This is a genomic window from Pseudarthrobacter sp. L19, from assembly GCF_050859435.1.
Lineage (GTDB): Bacteria > Actinomycetota > Actinomycetes > Actinomycetales > Micrococcaceae > Arthrobacter.
On sequence record NZ_CP193935.1, the window covers coordinates 2,862,433 to 2,881,474 of the forward strand.

Below are 19,042 nucleotides of genomic sequence, written 5' to 3' on the forward strand. Positions count from 1 at the left end.
TTTTAATTCCGTCCCGTGAGGCGGGGAAAGGGGAGACGAGCGATGACTTCTGTTCCGGAATCACCGGTACCGGCGACGGTTCAGCTGAGCCGCGTCGTGCTCAGCCAGGCCGACATCGACCGGGCACTCACTCGTATAGCCCACGAAATTCTCGAGTCCAACAAGGGCTCCCAGGACCTGGTCCTGCTGGGCATCCCGCGCCGCGGCTACCCGCTGGCCGTCCGGCTCGCCGCGAAGATCGCCGCCGCCGATCCCTCCGTGGATCCCGCCGCCATCGTCGGCCAACTCGATGTCACCATGTTCCGTGACGACCTCTCGCACCAGCCCACTCGCCCCCCGTACCCCACGCAGCTCCCGCGCACCGGCATCGACAACAAGGTCGTGGTCCTCATCGACGACGTCCTCTACTCCGGCCGCACCATCCGCGCCGCCCTCGACGCCCTCGTGGACCTGGGCCGGCCCCGGATCGTCCGCCTGGCCGTCCTGATCGACCGGGGCCACCGCGAACTGCCGATCCGCGCCGACCACGTTGGCAAGAACCTGCCGACCTCCTCCGCGGAGAAGGTCCGGGTCCGGCTCGAGGAAACCGACAGCGCCGATGGCCGGCCCGTCAACGAGGTCGTCATCGAGGCAGCCGTCGAGGCCACCGCATGAGGCACCTGCTCTCCACCAGGGACCTCAGCCGCGCCGACGCGATCCGCATCCTCGACACCGCCGAGGAAATGTCCGCCGTCGGCGACCGCGAGGTCAAGAAGCTCCCCGCGCTCCGCGGCCGCACCGTGGTCAACCTCTTCTTCGAGGACTCCACCCGCACCCGCATCTCCTTCGAGGCCGCCGCCAAGCGGCTCTCCGCGGACGTGATCAACTTCGCCGCCAAGGGCTCCTCCGTTTCCAAGGGCGAATCCCTCAAGGACACCGCCCAGACCCTCGCCGCGATGGGCGCGGACGCCGTCGTCATCCGGCACTGGGCCTCCGGCGCCCCTCACCGGCTCGCCGCCACCGACTGGATCGACGCCGGCGTCATCAATGCCGGCGACGGCACCCACGAACACCCCACCCAGGCCCTGCTGGACGCCTTCACCATGCGCCGGCACTGGTCGAAGCTCGCCGGCATCCCCTCCACCGGGGCGGACCTGACCGGCATGCGGGTCGCGATCGCCGGCGACGTCCTGCACTCCCGGGTGGCCCGCTCCAACGTCTGGCTGCTGCGTACCCTCGGCGCCGAGGTCACCCTCGTCGCGCCGCCCACGCTGCTGCCCATCGGCGTCGAACACTGGCCGTGCACCGTCAGCTACGACCTGGATCAGACCCTCGCCGGCGGCGTGGACGCGATGATGATGCTCCGGGTCCAGGGGAGCGGATGAACGCCTCGTTCTTCCCCACCACCCGGGAGTACTCCCGCCGCTGGGGCTTCGATGACAACCGCCTCCGAACCCTGGACACCCTGGGCCTGAAGGACACCATCATCATGCACCCGGGCCCGATGAACCGCGGCCTGGAGATCTCCTCCGCCGCCGCGGATTCGCCGCGCTCCACCGTCCTGGCCCAGGTCCGCAACGGCGTGTCCGTCCGGATGGCCGCCCTGTACCTGCTGCTCTCCGGCGACACCCGCGAGTCAGCCCCCAACCACTCCAAGGAGAGCCACTGATGGCACCGCAGCACCAGACCGGCAGCTACCTGATCCGTGGCGCCTCGATTCTCGGCGGACCGGCCGAGGACCTGCTGATCCGTGACGGCGTCATCGCCGCCCGCGGCACTGACCTCGCCAGCGACGATGCCTCCGACGGTGCCACCGTGATCGACGCGCACGGCCTCGTAGCGCTCCCGGGCATGGTGGACATCCACACCCACCTGCGCGAACCCGGCCGCGAGGACGCCGAAACGGTCGAAACCGGCACCCGCGCCGCCGCCCTGGGCGGCTACACCGCCGTCCACGCCATGGCCAACAGCAACCCCGTTGCGGACACCGCCGGCGTCGTCGAGCAGGTCTTCAGCCTGGGCCGCACCGCCGGCTGGGCCGACGTCCGCCCGGTCGGCGCCGTCACCGTCGGCCTCGCCGGCGAGCAGCTCGCCGAACTCGGCGCCATGGCCGACTCCCGCGCCCGGGTCCGGGTCTTCTCCGACGACGGCATCTGCGTCAGCGACCCGGTGCTGATGCGCCGCGCCCTCGAATACGTCAAGGCGTTCGACGGCGTCGTCGCCCAGCACGCGCAGGAACCCCGGCTCACCGCCGGCGCCCAGATGAACGAGGGCGCCGTCTCCGCCGTCCTCGGCCTCGCCGGCTGGCCCGCCGTGGCCGAGGAAAGCATCATCGCCCGCGACGTCCTCCTCGCCCAGCACGTCGGCTCCCGCCTGCACGTCTGCCACGTCTCCACCGCCGGGTCGGTCGAGATCATCCGGTGGGCCAAGTCCCGCGGCATCAACGTCACCGCCGAGGTCACCCCGCACCACCTCTGGCTCACCGACGAACTGGTCCGCAGCTACGACCCGGTCTACAAGGTCAACCCGCCGCTGCGCACTGAGGAGGACGTCCAGGCCCTGCGCGCCGCCCTCGCCGACGGCACCATCGACGTGATCGGCACCGACCACGCCCCGCACCCCAGCGAGCACAAGGAGTGCGAGTGGGCGCAGGCGGCCATGGGCATGACCGGGCTGGAAACCGCCCTCTCCGTCGTCCAGCACACCATGATCGAAACCGGCCTGATGGACTGGGCCGACTTCGCCCGCGTGACGTCCACCACGCCCGCCGCGATCGGCCGGGTGGAAGACCAGGGCCGGCCGCTGGAGGCTGGGGAACCCGCGAACGTCATCCTGGTGGACGCGGCTGCGCGCTGGAGCGTTGACCCTTCTAAGATGGCAACCATGGGCCGCAACTCTCCATTCGCCGGCCGGGAACTCCCGGGCAAGGTGATGGCCACCTTCCTGCACGGCCACCCGACCGTCCTCGACGGCGCGCTGAACACCCCCTTCCGCTGGGACGCCGCGGACACGGCGGGGCGCCCCTGATGGTCAAGGAACTCTCCCTGCTCCTGGTGCTGGTCCTCGTGGCCGTCGCGCTGGTGCTGATCGGGCTGGGCTGGCGCAACCGGCTCCGACGCCAGGCGGACATCCCGGCGCTGCCCGAGGCCCCCGTCGCGCTTGGCCCCGCCCTGGCCGAGGCCGAGGGCCAGTACGTGGCCACCACCACCGCGGGGGACTGGCTGGACCGCATCGCCGTCCACGGGCTGGGCCTGCGCACCAACGCCGGCCTCTCCGTGCACCGCGAAGGCGTCCTGTTCGACCGCGCCGGCGCGGGCCCGCTCTTCATCCCCGTGGAACGCCTCACCGGCGTCCGCCAGGAAAGCGGCATGGCCGGCAAGTTCGTGGAACAGGACGGGCTCCTGGTCCTGAGCTGGATGCTCGGGACCCGCGAGCTGGACACCGGATTCCGCAGCCGCCGCGCCGAGGACAAGACCGCCCTCCTGACCGTTCTCAATGATTTGATCTCCGCTGCCCCCCAGGCAGAAGCCGAAAGTGGAAAGTAACGACGTGACGCAACCAGTGATCGCAACAGAGCAAGACAAGTCCGAGTCCGGGACCGCCGCCGGCGTCCCCGCCGCGCCGGAGCCCGCCGTGCTGGTCCTCGAGGACGGCCGCATCTTCCGCGGCCGCAGCTACGGCGCCACCGGCACCGCCCTCGGCGAGGCCGTCTTCGCCACCGGCATGACCGGATACCAGGAGACCATCACGGACCCCTCCTACGCCCGCCAGCTCGTGGTCCAGACCGCGCCGCACATCGGCAACACGGGCGTCAACAAGGACGACGCCGAGTCCCGCCGCATCTGGGTGGCCGGCTACGTCGTCCGCGACGCCGCCCGCCGCCCCTCCAACTGGCGCTCCGAGCGGAGCCTGGACGAGGAGCTCACCGAGCAGGGCGTCGTCGGCATCCAGGGCGTGGACACCCGCGCCATCACCCGCCACCTGCGCGAACACAAGACCATGCGCGCCGGCATCTTCTCCGGCGACGCCGCCCGCGCCACGGACAAGGAACTGGTCGACGCCGTCCTCGCCAGCGCCCCGATGGAAGGCTCCCGCCTGGCCGAAGAGGTCAGCGTCGACGAGGCCTACACGGTCGAGCCCGCCGACTGGGGTTGGGAGGGCGAGCCGCGGTTCAGCATCGCCGCGATCGACCTTGGCATCAAGCGCATGACCCCGATCCGGTTCGCCGAGCGCGGCGTCCGGGTCCACGTCCTGCCGGCCACCGCCACCCTCGAGGACGTCAAGGCCGTCAACCCCGACGGCGTGTTCATGTCCAACGGCCCCGGCGACCCTGCTACCGCCGACACCCAGGTGGGCCTGCTCCGCTCCGTGCTGGACGCCAAGCTGCCCTACTTCGGCATCTGCTTCGGCAACCAGATCCTCGGCCGCGCGCTCGGCTTCGGCACCTACAAGCTGCGCTACGGCCACCGCGGGATCAACCAGCCGGTCATGGACCGCGCCACCGGCAAGGTCGAGATCACCTCGCAGAACCACGGCTTCGCCGTCGACGCCCCGCTCGAGGGCGACACGGTGGCCCCCGAGGAGCGCTTCGGCCGCGTCCAGGTCAGCCACGTCAGCCTCAACGACGACGTCGTCGAGGGCCTCAACTGCCTGGACATCCCCGCCTTCTCGGTCCAGTACCACCCCGAGGCGGCCTCCGGCCCGCACGACGCCGCCTACCTCTTCGACCGCTTCATCGACCTGATGGAGAGCACGAAGACCGCGGCCGCGAACGCCGGCACCACGACCTCCACCGACTCCAAGACTGAGGACAAGAAGTAATGCCCAAGAGAACTGACCTGAAGAGCGTCCTGGTCATCGGTTCCGGCCCGATCGTGATCGGCCAGGCGGCCGAATTCGACTACTCCGGCACCCAGGCACTGCGCGTCCTCAAGGACGAAGGCCTGCGCGTCATCCTCGTCAACTCCAACCCGGCCACCATCATGACCGACCCGGAGTTCGCCGACGCCACCTACATCGAACCGATCACCCCCGAGGTGGTCGAGAAGATCATCGCCAAGGAACGCCCCGACGCCGTCCTGCCCACCCTGGGCGGCCAGACCGCGCTGAATACCGCGATCGCCCTGGACAAGAACGGCGTCCTGGAGAAGTACAACGTCGAACTGATCGGCGCTAACATCGCCGCGATTGAACTCGGCGAGGACCGGGAAAAGTTCAAGGGCGTCGTGGAGCGCTGCGGCGCCGAATCGGCCCGCAGCCACATCATCCACACCATCGATGAGGCCCTCACGGCCGCCGAAGACCTGGGCTACCCGATGGTGGTCCGGCCCTCCTTCACCATGGGCGGCCTCGGCTCCGGCCTCGCCTACGACGAGGGCGACCTGCGCCGCATCGTCGGCCAAGGCCTGCAGTACAGCCCCACCACCGAGGTGCTGCTCGAAGAGAGCATCCTAGGCTGGAAGGAGTACGAGCTCGAGATGATGCGCGACAAGAACGACAACGTCGTGGTGGTCTGCTCGATCGAGAACTTCGACCCGGTGGGCGTCCACACCGGCGACTCCATCACCGTCGCCCCGGCCCTGACCCTGACCGACCGCGAGTACCAGCGGCTGCGCGACATCGCGATCGCCGTCATCCGCGAGGTCGGCGTCGACACCGGCGGCTGCAACATCCAGTTCGCCGTCGAACCCGACACCGGCCGCGTCGTCGTCATCGAGATGAACCCGCGCGTCTCCCGCTCCTCGGCCCTGGCCTCCAAGGCCACCGGCTTCGCGATCGCCAAGATCGCCACCAAGCTCTCGCTCGGCTACACCCTGGACGAGATCCCGAACGACATCACGCAGAAGACCCCGGCGTCCTTCGAGCCGACCCTGGACTACGTCGTCGTCAAGGTCCCGCGCTTCGCGTTCGAGAAGTTCCCGGCCGCGGACCCCACGCTGACCACCACCATGAAGTCCGTTGGCGAGGCCATGGCGATGGGCCGCAACTTCACCGAGGCCCTGCAGAAGGCCCTCCGCTCCCTGGAGCAGAAGGGTTCGCAGCTGGACTTCACCCCGGTCCCGGAGTGGGAGGTTGCGGAACTGGTCGAGAAGGCCAAGCGCCCCACCACCGACCGCCTGCACCAGGTCCAGCGCGCCCTGCTGGGCGGCGCCACGGTGGAGCAGCTCTTCGAGGCCACCAAGATCGACCCGTGGTACCTGGACCAGCTGCAGCTGCTCAACGAGATCTCCCTCGAGATCCGCCAGTCCACCGCCCTGACCAAGGAGATGCTCCAGCGCGCCAAGCGGCACGGCTTCTCCGACGCCCAGATCGGCGCCCTGACGCACAACTCGGAGGCCGTGGTCCGCGGCGTCCGGCAGGCCCTGGACATCCGCCCGGTCTACAAGACCGTGGACACCTGCGCCGCCGAGTTCGCCGCGTACACCCCGTACCACTACTCGTCCTACGATGAGGAGGACGAGGTGGCGCTGCACGCCAAGCCCTCCATCATCATCCTCGGCTCCGGTCCGAACCGGATCGGCCAGGGCATCGAGTTCGACTACTCCTGCGTCCACGCCTCGATGGCGCTGCGCAAGGCCGGCTACGAGACTGTCATGGTCAACTGCAACCCGGAGACCGTGTCCACCGACTACGACATCTCCACCCGGCTCTACTTCGAACCCCTGACCCTCGAGGACGTCCTCGAGGTGATCGCGGCCGAGGAACGCACCGGCGGCGTCATGGGCGTCTTCGTCCAGCTTGGCGGCCAGACCCCGCTGAAGCTCGCCCAGCAGCTCGCCGACGCCGGCGTGCCGATCCTCGGGACCTCCCCGGAGGCTATCGACCTGGCCGAGCACCGCGGCGCCTTCTCCCGCGTCCTCGACGAGGCCGGCCTGATCGCCCCGAAGAACGGCACCGCCGTGTCCTTCGAGGACGCCAAGAAGATCGCCGACGAGATCGGCTACCCGGTCCTGGTCCGCCCGTCCTACGTCCTCGGCGGCCGCGGCATGGAGATCGTCTACGACGAGGCCAACCTCTCCCGCTACATCGCCAACGCCACCGAGATCACCCCGGACCACCCGGTGCTGATCGACCGGTTCCTCGAGGACGCCGTCGAGATCGACGTCGACGCCCTCTTCGACGGCAAGGACATGTACCTCGGCGGCATCATGGAGCACATCGAGGAAGCCGGCATCCACTCCGGCGACTCCGCCTGCGTGCTGCCCCCGATCACCCTGGGCAACAACGTCATCGACCGGGTCCGGACCGCCACCCGGGCCATCGCAGAGGGCGTAGGCGTCCGGGGCCTGATCAACATCCAGTTCGCGTTGGCCTCCGACGTGCTCTACGTGCTCGAGGCGAACCCGCGTGCCTCGCGCACCGTCCCGTTTGTCTCCAAGGCCACCGGCGTGCAGATGGCCAAGGCCGCGGCCCTGATCGGCGCCGGGGTCACCATCAACCAGCTCCGCAGCGCCTACAAGATGCTGCCTGAGACGGGCGACGGGTCCACCCTGCCGCTGGACGCCCCCGTGGCGGTCAAGGAAGCCGTGCTGCCGTTCAGCCGGTTCCGCACCCCCGAGGGCAAGGTGGTTGACTCCCTGCTCGGCCCGGAAATGCGTTCCACCGGTGAGGTCATGGGCATCGACAAGCACTTCGATACCGCCTTCGCCAAGAGCCAGGCCGGGGCCAACAACGCCCTGCCTACCGAGGGCAAGGTGTTCGTCTCCGTCGCCAACCGGGACAAGCGCGCCGTCATCATGGCGGTCAAGCGCCTCTCCGACCTCGGCTTCGAGATCGTCTCCACCGGTGGCACCGCCGACGTGCTGCGCCGCAACGGCCTGCAGGCTACCCCGGTCCGCAAGGTCGCCGAGGGCAGCAGCGCCGAGGGTGAGGGCACCATCGCGGACCTGATCGTCGCGGGCGAGATCGACATGGTCTTCAACACCCCCTCCGGTGGCGAGGCCCGCAGCGACGGCTACGAGATCCGCGCCGCCGCGACGTCCATCGGCATCCCCTGCATCACCACGGTGGCCGAATTCAACGCCGCGGTGCAGGCGATCGAGGCAATGCGGACCTACGAATGGTCCGTCACCAGCCTGCAGGAGCACGCCGCGGCCCTCGCCGAGTCGCAGGAAGCCGCCCGGACCGCGGCCCAGCATGCCTGAGCAGGGCACGGACACCACGGCCGGCCGGGAGTCCTTCGGCTCCCGGCTGGGCCGGGCCATGGCCGGGCGCGGCCCGCTCTGCGTCGGCATTGACCCGCACCCGGCGCTGCTGCGCGCCTGGGGCCTAAACGACGACGCCGCCGGCGTCGAACGCTTCTCGCTCACCGTGCTGGAGGCAGTCGGTCCGCTCGCCGCCGCGGTGAAGCCGCAGGTGGCGCTCTACGAACGGCACGGCTCCGCCGGCATGGCCGTGCTGGAACGCACCCTGGCGGAATGCACCGCCGGGGAGTGCTCAGCATCGCGGACGCCAAGCGCGGCGACATCGGCTCCACCATGGCCGCCTACGCCGACGCCTGGCTGCGGGACGGTTCGGCCCTGGCCGCCGACTCCGTCACCCTCAGCCCCTACCTGGGCTTCGAATCGCTGCGCCCGGCCCTGGACCTCGCCGCCCAAGCCGGCCGCGGCGTCTTCGTCCTGGCCCTGACCTCCAACCCGGAAGGCGCCTCCGTGCAGCACGTGGGCGGGGCGGACTCCGTGGCGCGGCGGATCGTCACCGCCGCGGCTGAGGAGAACCGGCGCTACGACGGCGGCATGGGCTCGGTGGGCCTCGTGGTCGGCGCGACCGTCGGCTCGGCCCTGACCGACCTCGGCCTGGACCTGGAAGCCGTCCGCGGCCCCATCCTTGCCCCCGGCCTGGGCGCCCAGGGTGCCACTCCCGCCGACCTCAAGCGGACCTTCGGGGCCGCCTACGGCCAGGTGCTCGGGACCTCCAGCCGGGACATCCTGGCCGCCGGTCCGGACACCGCCGGCCTGCGGGCAGCGGCCCAGCGCACCCTCGACGGGCTGCGGACCGCCTGACACCGCGCGGAACCGCTGCCGTGCGGGTTCCGGGGCCGCTGATGCCGGGGTCCTCCATTGCGTTCCGACGCCGCCAAAGGGTAGGTTCGGGAACAGCTACGCAGGGAGGACCCCAGTGAGTTTGCGACCCCTCACGCCGCAGGAGCGTGCCGATGCCCTGCGCAAGGCTGCCGCCGCCCGGGTCACCCGGGCCGAGGCCAAGGAACGGCTCAAGTCGGGCCGGCTGACCATCACCGAACTGCTCGGCGCCGCGGAGACGGACGAGGCGGTGGCCCGCATGCGGGTGGTCGAACTGCTCGAGGCCCTGCCCGGCATCGGGCAGGTCCGTGCCGCGGCGATCATGGAGCGGCTCGGCATCGCGGCCTCCCGCCGGGTGCGGGGGCTGGGAATCCACCAACGCGCCGCGCTGGTAGATTTTATAGACGAGAAGCAGCCCCGTTCGAAATAAAGCACCGCTAAAGGAATATGTGAGCAAGAAACCCGGACTGACAGTCCTCGCCGGACCGACTGCCGTCGGCAAAGGCACCGTGTCCACCTACATCCGGGACAACTACCCGGGCGTCTGGCTCTCGGTCTCCGCCACCACCCGCGAACCGCGGCCGGGCGAGCAGGACGGCGTGCACTACTTCTTCAAGACCGCCGACGAGTTCGACGAGCTGGTGAAGAAGGGCGAACTGCTGGAATGGGCCGTGGTGCACGGCCGCAACCGCTACGGCACCCTCCGCTCCACCGTCGACGCCGCCATCGCCGAGGGACGCTCCGTCCTCCTGGAGATCGACCTGCAGGGCGCACGCCAGGTCAAGCAGGCCGTCCCGGACGCACAGTTCGTCTTCCTGGCCCCGCCGAGCTGGGACGAAATGGTCCGCCGCCTGGTGGGCCGCGGCACGGAATCCGCGGAAGAACAGCAGCAAAGGCTGGAAACCGCTAAACTAGAACTTGCTGCTGAACCGGAGTTTGACCACACCGTGGTCAACGACGACGTTCGCCGTGCAGCTGACGAGCTTGTTTCACTCATGGGGCTGACCCCGAACCCGTAACCTCGGCCACGGGACGTATCGGCCCGTAAGAATTTGGAGAATTCGTGTCCACGAACCTTGAAGGCATCATCAACCCGCCGATCGACGAACTGCTGAAGGCAGCCGACTCGAAGTACGGCCTGGTGATCTTCGGTGCCAAGCGTGCCCGCCAGATCAACGCCTACTACGCACAGCTGCACGAGGGCCTCTTCGAGTACGTCGGCCCGCTGGTCGACACCAAGCTGAACGAGAAGTCGCTGTCCATCGCCCTGCGCGAGATCAACGAAGGCAAGCTCGTTTCCACGCCGATCGAGGCCGCCGCAGAGTAATTGCTCTGCTGCCTGACGGAGGTCACGTGCGCATAGTCCTCGGAGTCGGGGGAGGGATTGCCGCCTACAAGGCGGCATCGCTCCTCCGGCTTTTTACTGAAGCCGGTCATGACGTCACCGTCATCCCCACCGACGCCTCCACCCGCTTCGTGGGGGTTGCCACTTGGGAGGCCCTCTCCGGGCACCCGGTGAGCAACAGCGTCTTCGACGACGTGCACACCGTCAACCACGTCCGGCTCGGCCACGAGGCGGAACTGATCGTGGTGGCCCCGGCGACCGCGGACCTGCTGGCCCGCGCCGCCACCGGGCAGGCCAACGACCTGCTCACCAATACGCTGCTGATGGCCGGCGGCCCGGTGCTGATGGCCCCCGCCATGCACACCGAGATGTGGCGCCACCAGGCCACGCAGGCGAACGTCGAGACCCTGCGCTCCCGCGGCATCACCGTTCTGGAACCCGCGTCCGGGCGCCTCACCGGCGCCGACTCCGGACCCGGCCGGCTGCCTGAGCCCGCCGCGATCTTCGCCGCCGCCATGGCGCTGGCCGAAACCTCCGGCATCCCTGACGCCCCGCAGAGCGCTGCCGTCTCCGGTGCTGCCGGCCCCACACCTTCCGGTTCCGCGCCTTCCCACCCAAGGCCGCTGGCCGGCACCAGGGTCACCATCAGCGCCGGCGGTACCCGCGAACCGCTGGACCCGGTCCGCTTCCTCGGCAACCGCTCCTCCGGGAAGCAGGGCGTGGCCCTCGCCGCCGCCGCCCGCGACGCCGGGGCGAAGGTGCGGCTGCTCGCCGCGCACATGGACGTCCCCGCCCCCGACGGCGTCGACGTCGTCCGCGTGGAAACCGCGCTGGAACTCCGGCAGGCCGCCCTGCGCGCCTCCGCCGAGTCGGACGTCATCATCATGGCCGCCGCCGTGGCCGATTTCCGCCCGGCCGAAACCTCCGGGACCAAGATCAAGAAGCGCGACGACACCGCCGACCCGGTCATCACCCTGGTCCGCAACCCGGACATCCTTAAGGAACTGGTGGAGGTCCGCGACACGGCGTCCCGCAACCAGCTGATCGTGGGCTTCGCCGCAGAGACCGGCGACGCCGACGGCGGGGTCCTCGAGTACGCCGAGGCCAAGCTACGGCGCAAGGGCTGCGACCTTCTGGTGGTCAACCAGGTGGGCCGCGACGAGGTCTTCGGCCAGGACACCAATTCCGTAGTCATCCTCGCCCGCTCCGGCTCCGAACCCCAAGAGGCGTCGGGCAGCAAGTCCGACGTCGCTGCCGCCGTGATCGACCGCGTCAGCGCCGAGCTGAGCCGGGTCCAACCGCCCGCCTGACACCCGGCGTTAGCAAGGTCTCCCTCATCGGAGGTCACGCGCCGCCGCATGCCCGTTCCCAACCAGTAAGGTAGTTGAGTGACTTTACCGCTGCACATCCCAGACTTCCACGGGTCCACGCCCGCCTCGCTCCGGCTCTTCACCTCCGAGTCAGTGACGGAGGGACACCCGGACAAGATCTGTGACCAGATCAGCGACTCCATCCTCGACGCCCTGCTGGCCAAGGACCCCGAGTCCCGGGTCGCCGTCGAAACCCTAGCCACCACCGGCCTGGTCCACGTCGCCGGCGAGGTGACCACCGACGCCTACGTCGAGATCCCGCAGATCGTCCGCGAGACCATCCTGGGCATCGGCTACGACTCCTCCGCCAACGGCTTCGACGGCGCCCGCTGCGGCGTGTCCGTCTCCATTGGCCAGCAGTCCAACGACATTGCCGGCGGCGTCTTCAACTCCATCGAGGCCCGCGAAGGCCGCCAGGAGGACGACTACGACCTCCAGGGCGCCGGCGACCAGGGCCTCATGTTCGGCTACGCCAGCGACGAGACCCCTTCCTACATGCCGGTCCCGATCTGGCTGGCGCACCGGCTCTCCGAGCGCCTCACCGAGGTCCGCAAGTCCGGCCAGCTGGACTACCTGCGCCCCGACGGCAAGACCCAGGTCACCGTGGGCTACGACGGCGACCGTCCGGTTTCGCTCGAGACCGTCGTGATCTCCAGCCAGCACGCCGAGGGCGCCAGCCTTGACCAGCTCCGGGCCGACCTCGCCGAGCAGGTGGTGAACCCGGTGATGGCCATGTCCAACCTGGACACCTCCCGTTCACGCAACATCCTCAACCCCGCCGGCGCCTTCGTGATCGGCGGCCCGGTGGGCGACGCCGGCCTGACCGGCCGCAAGATTATCGTCGACACCTACGGCGGCATGGCCCGCCACGGCGGCGGCGCCTTCTCCGGCAAGGATCCGTCGAAGGTGGACCGCTCCGCGGCCTACGCCATGCGCTGGGTTGCCAAGAACGTGGTGGCCGCCGGCCTGGCCCGCCGCGCCGAGATCCAGATCGCCTACGCCATCGGCCAGGCGCGCCCCGTGGGCACCTACGTCGAAACCTTCGGCACCGAGACCGTGGACCCGGCACGCATCAGCGAAGCAATCTCCGAGATCTTCGACCTCCGTCCTCGCGCCATCATCGACGCCCTCGACCTCAAGCGCCCGATCTACGCCAAGACCGCCGCGCACGGCCACTTCGGCCGCGACGAACCGGACTTCACCTGGGAGCGGCTGGACCGCGTGGACGCGCTGAAGGCCTTCTTCAACGCCTGATTCCACATTGTCAGTGCTCTGTGATGTGCTGTAGCCAGGCCGCCAACCGGCGGCCTGGCTACCTGCTTTAACCGGCCATTCCGTCCGGGCCCGCACCCGTTTGATTGCCGTCGTGCCGGCCGAAGCCTCTGGGAAAGGAGAGACCCGTGAGCGAGTCACGCCACGCCGCAGCGCCGGAAGAACCCTTCCAGCTCTCGCTCCTGCAGGGCTTTCCGGCCTCCGCCGCCGCGGCCGGTCCCGCCCTGGCTGCCGAGCTTCCCGTGGCCCGGGTGCAGCTTGAGAGCTTCCTTCCGCACCTGGACCGGCCCTTTGACTACAGCGTGCCCGCGGATTTGGACGCGTCGGCCAGGCCGGGCGTGCGGGTGAAGGTCAAGTTCGGCGGGCAGGAGCTTGGCGGGTTCCTGCTGGAGCGCGTCGCGGCGTCCGATGCCGGTCACGCGCTGGTGCCGCTGCACAAGGTCGTTTCCCCGGTGCCGGTGCTGACCCCCGAGGTGGCGGCGCTGGCGGAGCGTGTCGCGGCCCGCTACGCCGGCACCGTCAGCGACGTCCTGCGCGTTGCCGTGCCGCCGCGGATGGCCAGGCTGGAAAAGGAATTCGCCCCCGCCGGTGATCTCGACCCGTCCCTGTTTACCGAACCCCTGCCCGAGGATGCCGGGACTGAGGCGCCCCAGCCGCACAACGCGGCTCAGGCGGCAGTGCCGCCGCCCTCGGGCTGGGCCGCCTACCGCAACGGCGGGGCGTTCCTGCAGCACCTGGGCGCGGGAGAGTCGCCCCGTGCGGTGCTTTCGGCGCTGCAAGGCTTCGGCCCCGCGGCGTGGCCCCGGCTGATCGCCGAAGCCGTCGCCGCCGTGCGCCGCTCGGGCCGCGGTGCCGTCGTCGTCGTTCCCGACTACCGGGACCTGGACCGGGTGGAGGCGGCGCTCCTGGAGCTGCTGCCCGCCGAGGACGTGGCGCGGCTGACCGCCGACGACGGGCCAAGCCCGCGCTACCGGAACTTCCTGCGGGTGCTCAGCGGGGCGGCCGGCGTCGTGGTGGGGACGCGGTCCGCCGCCTACGCCCCGGTGCACCGCCTCGGCCTGGTCGTCTGCTGGGACGACGGGGACGACCTGCACATCGAACAACGGGCCCCGTACGCCCATGCCCGAGAGGTGCTCCTGCTGCGGGCGGCGCACGAGGGTGCGGCCTGCCTTCTGGCCGGGCACGCCCGCAGCACCGAGACCCAGCGGCTGGTGGAATCCGGCTGGGCGCTTCCCGTCGAAGCGGACCGCACGGTGGTGCGCCGGACCGTGCCGCGCGTGGTGAATACCGCGGACAGTTTCGAGCAGGAGCGCGATCCGCTGGCCCGGATCGCCCGTCTGCCCGGCGCGGCATGGCGTGCGGCGAAGGAGGGCCTGGAGCGCGGCCCGGTGCTGGTGCAGGTGGCCCGCGCCGGGTACGCGCCGTCGCTGGCGTGTGAGCGCTGTCGCGAACCGGCCCGCTGTACCGCCTGCAACGGTCCGCTGGCCATCAACGGCCCCGCTGGCAGCGGCGCCGTACCCGTCTGCCGCTGGTGCTCAACCGCGGCGGGTCATTGGCGGTGTGGCACCTGCAACGGCACGCAACTCCGCCGGGGTGCCACCGGCGCGCTCCGGACCGCGGAGGAACTGGGCCGCGCGTTCCCCGGCAAGCCCGTGGTGAACTCCTCCGGTGACCGGGTCCTGGCCACCGTCCCGGACACCAAGGCCCTCGTGGTCGCCACCGTGGGAGCCGAGCCCGTGGCGGCGGGCGGATACGCCGCCGCGCTGCTGCTGGACGGCGATTCCCTGTTGCGCCGCGAAAACCTCAGGGCGGGGAGGACGCCGTGCGCCGCTGGTTCAATGCCGCCGCCCTGGTCCGGCCCGCCCCCGACGGCGGCCTGGTGGTGATCACCGCCGACGACGCCGCGGGCGTGGGCGCCCTGCTGCGCTGGGATCCCGCCGGTTACGCCGGCCGGGAACTCGGACTCCGGCAGGAACTGTCTCTGCCCCCTGCGGTGCGGGTCGCGTCCCTCACCGGACCGAGGACGGCGGTCGGGCATTTCGCATCCGCCGTCGAGGCCGGCCTCGCGTCGCGGGGCATCACGCTGCGGACCGCCGGACCCGCTCCGCTTCCCGGATCCGGTTTTCCGGCGCCGGGCGTGCCAGGTGCCGGTGTTTCAGGCACCGGTGGGCCGGGTACGGGTGGGCCGGGCGCCCAGGCCGGCGGCGCGTCCCGCGGCGAAGACGTCCGGACGCTGCTGTTCATTCCGTACGCCCAGGCAGCCGAAGTGACTAGGGGGCTGCGGGCCGTGAAGGCGGCCGCCGCGGCCAAGCGAAGCGACGACCCGGTGCAGGTCCGGCTCGACGGCGTGGACGTGCTGTAGATGGCGCCCATCCATGGCCCGGACTCCGTCGCCGCTGCGCTGAACGATTTGGCCGCGGCCGAGATTGTCGAGGACGGGGTGGAGAGTTGGTTCCGAAGCGTCTGGATGGCGGAGCAGCGCCCGCTGGCGGCAGACGTGTGGGTGTTTTCGCCCGACTACCTGAGCATCCTCGTGGTGGATCATCCCTGGCGGGGGCTGGTTCCGCCCGGTGGGAAGGTGGAGCCGGGGAGACCCCGCATGAGGGCGCCGCCCGCGAGCTGGCCGAGGAGACGGGGCTCGTCCTGGATATCGCTGCGGCCCCGGTCTTCGCGGCTGTCCGGTCCTACCGGGACGACTTGCCGCCGACGCTGAACCTCTCCTACTGGTCGGTCGCCAGTCCCGCGAAGGACCGCCTCGTTCCGGAGGCGGACCAACCCGCCCTGTGGGTCGACGTCGGCAGCGCGTGGCGGACCTATCACGCCGACGACGCTCAGGTGATCTCGGGATTTGCGGAACGGAAGCGCTGCGAACGGCGAGACCTTTAGGCCGACGGCTCGGCTGCTGTTCTCAGAGGAACGCTGAGGCGATGACCGCGCCGCCCAGGTTGGTGAGGAGCTTGCAAGAATTCTCCGACTACATGCGACACACTTAGGCGGGTGGCGGACAGGTACAAGATATGAGTCATCCATCCAGGCCCTCCGACAGGGCGGACGCGTTCCGTTCGTTATACCAATCTTCATACGGCGACCTCTTGCGGTTTGTTCAGCGGCGTTCGGTGGCAACAAATGCCGAGGACGTCGTAGCAGAAGCTTTCCTTGTCGTCTGGAGGAGGTTCGAGGAAGCACCAGCGATTGAAGATGACGCTCGGGCCTGGATATTCGGGATCACGCGCAACCTTTTGCTGAATGCACAACGTGGGGAACAACGACGCCAGTCGCTTGGCGTCAGGCTTGCAGACGTATCACCCGATCTCTTCACTGCCTCTCACGCTGACCTGGTCGGCAGCCGAATCGACCTGAGCCGCGCGTGGGCGCTTCTCTCAGAAGTCCATCAAGAAGCCCTAGGGCTCGCGGTCTTCGAAAACATGGCTGCTCCACAGGCAGCCAAAGTCCTCGGAATCTCTCCTGTCGCCTTCCGACTGAGACTTACGCGCGCCAGGCGTGCCCTTCGGCTCCTTTTCGACCACCTCCCACACCATGCCGCCGGCGTTCTTGCGGCATCACCTGAAAAGGCCTCAACTCTATGAACAGCAACCAGCATCTCGACGTACTTCTTCGCTCGATGGATGCGGTAGAGCAAAGCTCTCCGCCGATTGGCGAGCGGGCACAGAGTGACCTCCTGCGCATCATCAGCTCCGAACCGACTCCCGTTGCGATTACCAGCAAGACGGCCCCCCGACTCTCTGCCCGGACCACACCCAATCGCAGGTGCCGGGCGGTCGCGCTTGGTGGACTCGCAGCCGCAGCCACAGCAGGAATGCTCGTCCTTCCAGCGATATCGGGAGGCGACCCAGCCTTCGCCACGTGGACTGCAGCACCCGGGACGCTTATTGGTTCAGAACGCGACGCCGCTGTTTCGGACTGCCTGGGTTCCAAACAGCACGTCGGCGGAGGCATGTACTTGGCCGATCTTTCAGCAGCGAAGGTAGCGATCGCAGAACGGCGAGGAGCTTGGGTGACTGTCGTCCTCAGCGGAGAAGATGGATTTGAAGCAACCTGCACTACAGACGCCACCGCTCCCTGGTTCAACAAGGGAACGATCGGATCAATCGGAAAGCCCAGTAACGCCGCATCGCTTCCGTCACGAGGTATCGCCGCTACACAACTCGGAACCGGATCTATCGGTAACAAGCCCATCTCGATCGCCTCAGGGCGCGTCGGCACTGAGGTGACGGGGATGTCTTACATCAACTCCGCCAAGGAAAAAGTAGTCGTGACCGTATCGAAGGGTCAATTCGCGTTCTGGTTGCCCGGCAACGAGCTGCAGAATGCGTCTCATCGGGGAGTACCAGTCGACGTTACTTACACCGATGGGACGACCGAAAGTCGGCGACTCAGCTTCTAGGGGTAATCCCCGCTTTTGGGAGTATGAGCTTTTACTCATGGACAGTGCAGCCCTCCACTTGCCGGCGAACTGCAGCGGCGTAAACAGTCTAAAACCGGACTGTTTCGCTGTCCCAACCAAGGACGGCTCGGGACCTTTCAATGATCTCGTCCGCTCTTTAGGACGACGGCTCGGCTGCTGTTCTCAGAGGAACGATGAGGCGATGACCGCGCCTAGGGTGAGCAGCCCGGCCACGATAACGGGAGCACTCCACGTTGAGGCAACAGACCCGTATGGAGCGGTGCCGTGCGCGGACCGGGCCAGCTGCCACGCCGCGACGATGTCATCCCGCTCGGTCCGGGTCTCCGGCTGGCTGATCCGTTCGTTGCTGGGGAGCGCGGTGAAGGGGCGGCTCTTCAGTTCGACCTCCCGGCCGAAGCCCGCACCGAACGCTGATGGCGGCGTCGGGGCACCCCAGCTCACATACTTCCGGCCGGCCGCGTAGATGACCGTGGTGAACCTGACCTCGATGTCGGTCACCGCCGTGAACGGTATTCGGTGATCGCGCACTCCGTTGACCACGTCGAACCCTGTGGTGTCGACGCGAAGGCACGGGCGCCACTGCGAAACATAGACAAACCAGGATGCCAGCGCCAGCCAAGGGGCGGCACGGCTAACGGTGTGAGGGTCGCCGTCGGCCACTAACCAGATAAGCGCCGCCGTCGCGAAGACCCACACACCGGTGGCCACGGGCCGGGCCGATGCAGACCTGTAGGTCGCTGCCGGGCGCGCCACGCCAGCGTCGCGGCCGGACACATGGCCGTTCACCGGCTCCTCTTTTGACGTGCGCAATGGTCCCCCTCCATGCACGGGCTCCTGCCCGGATGAATGAAACCTACCCCATGAACCCACCGTCGGCCGCGTCACGCCGGTCAATCGATGGAGGCAGTAGGCTCACCGCATGAAGACGCGGAGGATCCTCCTCATCGCGCTGGGAACGTTGGCCGTCGTGGTGGCCGCCGTGGTGTTTGTCCGTGGGGGTTCCAAGACCGCGTGTCCCGCGATTGGATACGCCTACACCGGCGACGTTGAGCTGATGTTTTCCCGGGAGCCCGCGTCCGTTGCGGCCTGCTTCGGGAGCGGCTGCACTCCGGCCCCGGTCAGCCGGAGTGAGGACGGACGGTGGCTGGTGCCTCAATCCGCGCCCTACCTAACGCCGGCGGCCGGCGTGAGCTCCATCGCTGTGAAGGCTGTCGACTCCTCCGGCGTCGGTGGCGCGAGGGAACTGAGGATCGAGAGCGAGTCGACGGGGGAGCACCCATACGGTCCGAGCTGCGGCGGACCGTTTCGTTTCAAGCCGGTGCAGGTGCCGCCGTCGTAAGGATCGGTTAGTTCGCTGTCTGCCTGCGCGCCAGGAAACTCGACCGATGTCAGAATCAGTGCATGCCCCTCATCCAGGTTCTCAATGCCACCCCGTCTTCTACGGCCAAGAAGCGTCAACTATTGGCCGCGCTGACCGCCACATATGCGGAGGTGATGGACATCAGGCCAGATACCATCCGTGTCATTCTGCACGAGCTCCCCCGGGAAAACTGGTCAGTCGCGGGCATCACGCTGGCCGACTCGGCCCAGGACGAATCACTCTGAACGGAGCGGGTCTCCGGCGGCGTCG

The 19,042-nt window shown here is 69.0% G+C and carries 16 protein-coding genes and 3 pseudogenes; 18 read left to right on the top strand and 1 reads right to left on the bottom strand.

Annotated elements, in window-relative coordinates:
* Nucleotides 1-42: 42 nt before the first annotated feature.
* From pyrR to ACRQ5B_RS13775, 16 genes and pseudogenes are all read left to right on the top strand, one after another.
* Nucleotides 43-654: a bifunctional pyr operon transcriptional regulator/uracil phosphoribosyltransferase PyrR gene (gene pyrR, locus ACRQ5B_RS13700; protein WP_364135507.1), complete on the top strand. Its 612-nt coding sequence runs from the start codon at nt 43-45 to the stop codon at nt 652-654.
* Nucleotides 651-1,648, top strand: a pseudogene (locus ACRQ5B_RS13705) (aspartate carbamoyltransferase catalytic subunit). Before pyrR ends, ACRQ5B_RS13705 begins: the two are co-directional and overlap by 4 nt.
* Nucleotides 1,648-3,006 (top strand): dihydroorotase, encoded by a 1,359-nt coding sequence (locus ACRQ5B_RS13710; RefSeq protein ID WP_432394738.1) that lies wholly within the window; start codon nt 1,648-1,650, stop codon nt 3,004-3,006. Before ACRQ5B_RS13705 ends, ACRQ5B_RS13710 begins: the two are co-directional and overlap by 1 nt.
* Complete coding sequence (locus ACRQ5B_RS13715; protein ID WP_412883036.1) at nt 3,006-3,524, top strand: hypothetical protein; 519 nt, start codon at nt 3,006-3,008, stop codon at nt 3,522-3,524. Before ACRQ5B_RS13710 ends, ACRQ5B_RS13715 begins: the two co-directional genes overlap by 1 nt.
* Nucleotides 3,525-3,540: 16 nt before the next feature.
* The gene (carA, locus tag ACRQ5B_RS13720) at nt 3,541-4,800 is read left to right on the top strand and encodes a glutamine-hydrolyzing carbamoyl-phosphate synthase small subunit (protein WP_432394741.1); all 1,260 of its coding nucleotides are present in this window, start codon (nt 3,541-3,543) and stop codon (nt 4,798-4,800) included.
* Nucleotides 4,800-8,123: a carbamoyl-phosphate synthase large subunit gene (gene carB, locus ACRQ5B_RS13725; RefSeq protein WP_432394744.1), complete on the top strand. Its 3,324-nt coding sequence runs from the start codon at nt 4,800-4,802 to the stop codon at nt 8,121-8,123. Before carA ends, carB begins: the two co-directional genes overlap by 1 nt.
* Nucleotides 8,116-8,981, top strand: a pseudogene (pyrF, locus tag ACRQ5B_RS13730) (orotidine-5'-phosphate decarboxylase). The gene carB and the pseudogene pyrF overlap by 8 nt, the downstream one beginning before the upstream one ends.
* A gap of 115 nt (nt 8,982-9,096) precedes the next feature.
* Nucleotides 9,097-9,429: an integration host factor, actinobacterial type gene (gene mihF, locus ACRQ5B_RS13735; RefSeq protein WP_432394747.1), complete on the top strand. Its 333-nt coding sequence runs from the start codon at nt 9,097-9,099 to the stop codon at nt 9,427-9,429.
* 19 nt (nt 9,430-9,448) lie between these two features.
* The gene (gene gmk, locus ACRQ5B_RS13740) at nt 9,449-10,018 is read left to right on the top strand and encodes a guanylate kinase (protein WP_432394750.1); all 570 of its coding nucleotides are present in this window, start codon (nt 9,449-9,451) and stop codon (nt 10,016-10,018) included.
* Nucleotides 10,019-10,062: 44 nt separating this feature from the next.
* Nucleotides 10,063-10,326 (top strand): DNA-directed RNA polymerase subunit omega, encoded by a 264-nt coding sequence (gene rpoZ / locus ACRQ5B_RS13745; RefSeq protein ID WP_138769242.1) that lies wholly within the window; start codon nt 10,063-10,065, stop codon nt 10,324-10,326.
* 26 nt (nt 10,327-10,352) lie between these two features.
* Complete coding sequence (locus tag ACRQ5B_RS13750) at nt 10,353-11,654, top strand: bifunctional phosphopantothenoylcysteine decarboxylase/phosphopantothenate synthase (protein WP_432394753.1); 1,302 nt, start codon at nt 10,353-10,355, stop codon at nt 11,652-11,654.
* 78 nt (nt 11,655-11,732) lie between these two features.
* Nucleotides 11,733-12,968 carry a methionine adenosyltransferase gene (gene metK, locus ACRQ5B_RS13755; protein WP_432394756.1) on the top strand — a complete coding sequence of 412 codons (1,236 nt, stop codon included), beginning with the start codon at nt 11,733-11,735 and terminating at the stop codon, nt 12,966-12,968.
* Nucleotides 12,969-13,114: 146 nt separating this feature from the next.
* A pseudogene (locus tag ACRQ5B_RS13760) lies at nt 13,115-15,348 on the top strand (primosomal protein N').
* A gap of 137 nt (nt 15,349-15,485) precedes the next feature.
* Nucleotides 15,486-15,872 carry an NUDIX domain-containing protein gene (locus ACRQ5B_RS13765; protein WP_432394758.1) on the top strand — a complete coding sequence of 129 codons (387 nt, stop codon included), beginning with the start codon at nt 15,486-15,488 and terminating at the stop codon, nt 15,870-15,872.
* A 131-nt stretch (nt 15,873-16,003) separates the two neighbouring features.
* A complete protein-coding gene (locus tag ACRQ5B_RS13770; RefSeq protein ID WP_432394761.1) occupies nt 16,004-16,573 on the top strand; it encodes an RNA polymerase sigma factor in 570 nt (189 codons plus the stop codon).
* A 428-nt stretch (nt 16,574-17,001) separates the two neighbouring features.
* Entirely contained in the window at nt 17,002-17,391 is a 390-nt protein-coding gene (locus tag ACRQ5B_RS13775) for a hypothetical protein (protein ID WP_432394764.1), read from the top strand.
* A 183-nt stretch (nt 17,392-17,574) separates the two neighbouring features.
* Here the strand turns inward: ACRQ5B_RS13775 and ACRQ5B_RS13780 are convergent, their stop codons facing one another.
* On the bottom strand, nt 17,575-18,198 hold the full coding sequence (locus tag ACRQ5B_RS13780) for a hypothetical protein (protein WP_432394767.1): 624 nt from the start codon (nt 18,196-18,198) through the stop codon (nt 17,575-17,577).
* A 133-nt stretch (nt 18,199-18,331) separates the two neighbouring features.
* Between ACRQ5B_RS13780 and ACRQ5B_RS13785 the strand changes: the two genes are divergently transcribed.
* Nucleotides 18,332-18,751: a hypothetical protein gene (locus ACRQ5B_RS13785; protein ID WP_432394770.1), complete on the top strand. Its 420-nt coding sequence runs from the start codon at nt 18,332-18,334 to the stop codon at nt 18,749-18,751.
* 62 nt (nt 18,752-18,813) lie between these two features.
* Nucleotides 18,814-19,017: a tautomerase family protein gene (locus ACRQ5B_RS13790; RefSeq protein ID WP_432394772.1), complete on the top strand. Its 204-nt coding sequence runs from the start codon at nt 18,814-18,816 to the stop codon at nt 19,015-19,017.
* Nucleotides 19,018-19,042 lie beyond the last annotated feature (25 nt).

What these genes read in the sequence shown, in the direction of transcription:
- ACRQ5B_RS13770 (WP_432394761.1), top strand. Translation starts at nt 16,004, where the DNA reads ATGAGTCATCCATCCAGGCCCTCCGACAGGGCGGACGCGTTCCGTTCG.
- ACRQ5B_RS13715 (WP_412883036.1), top strand. Translation starts at nt 3,006, where the DNA reads ATGGTCAAGGAACTCTCCCTGCTCCTGGTGCTGGTCCTCGTGGCCGTC.
- ACRQ5B_RS13710 (WP_432394738.1), top strand. Translation starts at nt 1,648, where the DNA reads ATGGCACCGCAGCACCAGACCGGCAGCTACCTGATCCGTGGCGCCTCG.
- carB (WP_432394744.1), top strand. Translation starts at nt 4,800, where the DNA reads ATGCCCAAGAGAACTGACCTGAAGAGCGTCCTGGTCATCGGTTCCGGC.
- ACRQ5B_RS13790 (WP_432394772.1), top strand. Translation starts at nt 18,814, where the DNA reads ATGCCCCTCATCCAGGTTCTCAATGCCACCCCGTCTTCTACGGCCAAG.
- ACRQ5B_RS13785 (WP_432394770.1), top strand. Translation starts at nt 18,332, where the DNA reads ATGAAGACGCGGAGGATCCTCCTCATCGCGCTGGGAACGTTGGCCGTC.
- pyrR (WP_364135507.1), top strand. Translation starts at nt 43, where the DNA reads ATGACTTCTGTTCCGGAATCACCGGTACCGGCGACGGTTCAGCTGAGC.